The 2,724-nt window shown below is 73.8% G+C and carries 2 protein-coding genes and 1 pseudogene; 1 reads left to right on the top strand and 2 read right to left on the bottom strand.

What is annotated here, in order from left to right; genetic code table 11:
- Positions 1-250: 250 nt before the first annotated feature.
- Both ABZ914_RS49755 and npdG read right to left on the bottom strand, forming a co-directional pair.
- Positions 251-1,264 (bottom strand): ABC transporter permease, encoded by a 1,014-nt coding sequence (locus ABZ914_RS49755; protein ID WP_500201581.1) that lies wholly within the window; start codon positions 1,262-1,264, stop codon positions 251-253.
- Positions 1,265-1,541: 277 nt separating this feature from the next.
- Positions 1,542-2,237 carry an NADPH-dependent F420 reductase gene (gene npdG / locus ABZ914_RS49760; RefSeq protein WP_190864306.1) on the bottom strand — a complete coding sequence of 232 codons (696 nt, stop codon included), beginning with the start codon at positions 2,235-2,237 and terminating at the stop codon, positions 1,542-1,544.
- A 121-nt stretch (positions 2,238-2,358) separates the two neighbouring features.
- On the opposite strand from npdG, the pseudogene ABZ914_RS49765 reads away from it, so the two are divergent.
- Positions 2,359-2,724: pseudogene (locus tag ABZ914_RS49765) on the top strand (hypothetical protein); the annotation flags it as partial.

Here is a 2,724-nt window from a genome sequence, read left to right on the forward strand (position 1 = left end):
ATCTGCCTCATCTTCACCTGCCCTGTCGCATGCCGATCATAGGCGGCGCCGGAGCCGGCGCGGCGGGACCGCCGCCAGATCGCCCACGGCGGGCGCCGCCGTGCGCCGCGCCCGCCCGTCTCGTCCATGCCCCAACGTCAGCACTTGGACGCGCCGCGGTCGGCTACCGCTCCCGCCATTGTCGCCTTCCTGGCCGGAACGCGCCACGCCGATCTCCCGGCGGCCGCGCCCGCACCGCCGCCCGGGGCCGTCAGCCGAGCCTCACCCGCGGGTCGATGACGGCGTAGAGCAGGTCGACGACCAGGTTGAAGACCACGACCGAGACCGCGGTGATCAGCGTGACGCCGAGGACCATCGGCAGGTCGCCGCTCTGGATGGACGTGATCGCGAGCTCGCCGAGGCCGGGGATGCTGAAGGTGTTCTCGGTCAGCACCGCCCCGCCCAGCAGGAGGCCGAGGTCGAGGCCGAACACGGTGACGATCGGCGTCATGCAGGCCCGCAGCGCGTGCTTGGTGACGACGACCGCCTCCGGCAGCCCCTTGACGCGGGCGGTGCGGATGAAGTCCTCGCTCATCGTCTCGAGCATCCCCGCCCTGGTGAGCCGCGCGTACATGGCCGCGTAGAGGAAGGCGAGCGTCACCCAGGGCAGCACCAGCGCCTGGAACCACATCCCCGGGTCGGCGGTCAGCGGCCGGTAGCTGCCGCCTCCCGGGAGGATCCTCCAGGTGTAGGAGAACAGGGCGAGCGAGACCAAGCCGGTGAAGTAGATCGGCAGCGACACCCCGCCGAGCGCGACGATCATCGTCACGCGGTCCCATAACGAGCCCTTGCGCAGCGCCGACACGACGCCGGTGACGATCCCGCCGGCGAGCCAGAGGAACGCGGCGCCCACGGCCAGCGACGCGGTCGCGGGCGCGCGGTCGACGAGCGTCCCGAGCACCGGCTGGCTGCTGCGGAACGAGTAGCCGAGGCACGGCGCCGGGCAGTGGTCGGTGACCGGGCCCGCGTCGTAGTCCCGGCCGACCGCGATCGCCTTCAGGTAGTGCCAGTACTGGACGAGGACCGGCTGGTCGAGGCCGAGCCGCTGCTTGGTCGCCTCGATCGCCTGGACGGTCGAGGCCCGCCCGGCGTAGGACGCGGCGATCTGGTCGGTGGTCTGCCCCGCCAGCTTCGGCAGCCAGAAGAACGTGCCGAACGTCACCAGGGTGACCAGCAGCAGCATGACGGCGGCGCTCATCAGGCGCCGGACGATGTAAGCGAGCACGGTCTTCCACCCCGTCGGCCCGCCGGACGGTCCCGGCCGTCGCCCGGCCGGCGCGCGTGGTCACGAGGGCCGGTCCCTCGGCGGCCCGTCACCGGCACACTAACCGCACGGTCACGCCGGGGCTTGGTCGGAAGTCCCCAAGAAAACGCCGGGGCGTTGGCCGGAAATCTCATCGCGCGTGCTCACGCGGGGGCTCGCTCCCTGGCGCACGGAAGCGAGCCCGGCCCGAAGCGGAACGACGTCCGGCGCTCCGCCGGCGCTCAGCTCCGGGCGCCCGTCAAACGTCGGTGATGCGGAGCCCCGCGTGCGCCTTGTAGCGGCGGTTCATGGAGATGAGGTTCGCGGTGAACGCCTCGACCTGCCCGGCGTTGTGCAGCCGTCCGCCATAGACGCCGCGCATGCCGGGGATGCGCCCGGCGAGCGCCTGCACCAGGTCCGTCGCCTCGCGGTCGTTGCCGAGGACGAGGACGTCCAGCTCCATCTCGTCCACCTCGGGGTCGAGCAGCAGCCTGGCGGACACGTGGTGGAAGGCCGCGACGACCCGGCTGCCGGTCAGCACGGCGGCGGCCTGCTCGGCGGCGCTGCCCTCCTCGACCGGCAGCGCGAACGCGCCCTTGCCCTTCTCGAAGCCCAGCGGGTTCACGCAGTCCACGACGATCTTGCCGGCGAGCGCCTCGCGCAGCGACTCCAGCAGCGCCTTGTGCCCCTCCCACGGCACCGCGACGACCACCACGTCCGCGCCGCTCGCGGCGGCCTCGTTCTCCGCACCCGACACGGGCAGGTCCGCGCCCAGGTCGTCGGCGGCCTGCTGCGCGCGCTCCGCCTTCCGCGACCCGATGACCACGCGGTGGCCGGCCAGCGCGAACCGGCGCGCCAGGCCCTTGCCCTGGTCCCCGGTGCCGCCGAGGATGCCGATGGTCAGGCCGCTGACGTCGGGGAGGTCGTAGGGAGTCCTCTGCTGCTGCTCAGTCATGCCGCCGAGTCTGCCAGGCGGCCCCCCGGCCGCTTCGCGTCGCCCTCCCGGCTCGGGGAAACCGGCGTGCCGCCGGTGCCCCGTGCGGCACCATGGACCGGTGGACGCCGAGCAGATCGTGATGTTGCGCGAGGTGCTGTCCGCCACCGGCTGGCTGGAGCGCACCCAGGACTTCGGACGCGCCCTGCGGGTCACCTCCCGCACCCCCGGGGGGCTGCTGCTGGTCGGCACGCCCGGCGGCGACCCGTGGCACCTCGCCGCGCACCTGGACGACGAGTCGCGGCTCGGCGACGCCCCGGGCCTCGCGCCCACCCTGGTGCGCTGGTCGCCGCCCCCGGACGCGCCGCCGCACCTGAGCATCGGGCTGGCGCGGCTGGAGGAGGCGCGCCGCGGCGAGACGCTGTTCGACGTCGCCGAGGACGAGGCGCCCGTCCCCCTGCTGGAACGGGTCGACGACGCGCGCCGCGTCGGCGCCACGATCCTCGCG

Source organism: Spirillospora sp. NPDC046719 (assembly GCF_040645715.1).
GTDB lineage: Bacteria > Actinomycetota > Actinomycetes > Streptosporangiales > Streptosporangiaceae > Spirillospora.

Coding starts and splice junctions, on each gene's coding strand:
- npdG (WP_190864306.1), bottom strand. CDS start 2,237: ATGACTGAGCAGCAGCAGAGGACTCCCTACGACCTCCCCGACGTCAGC.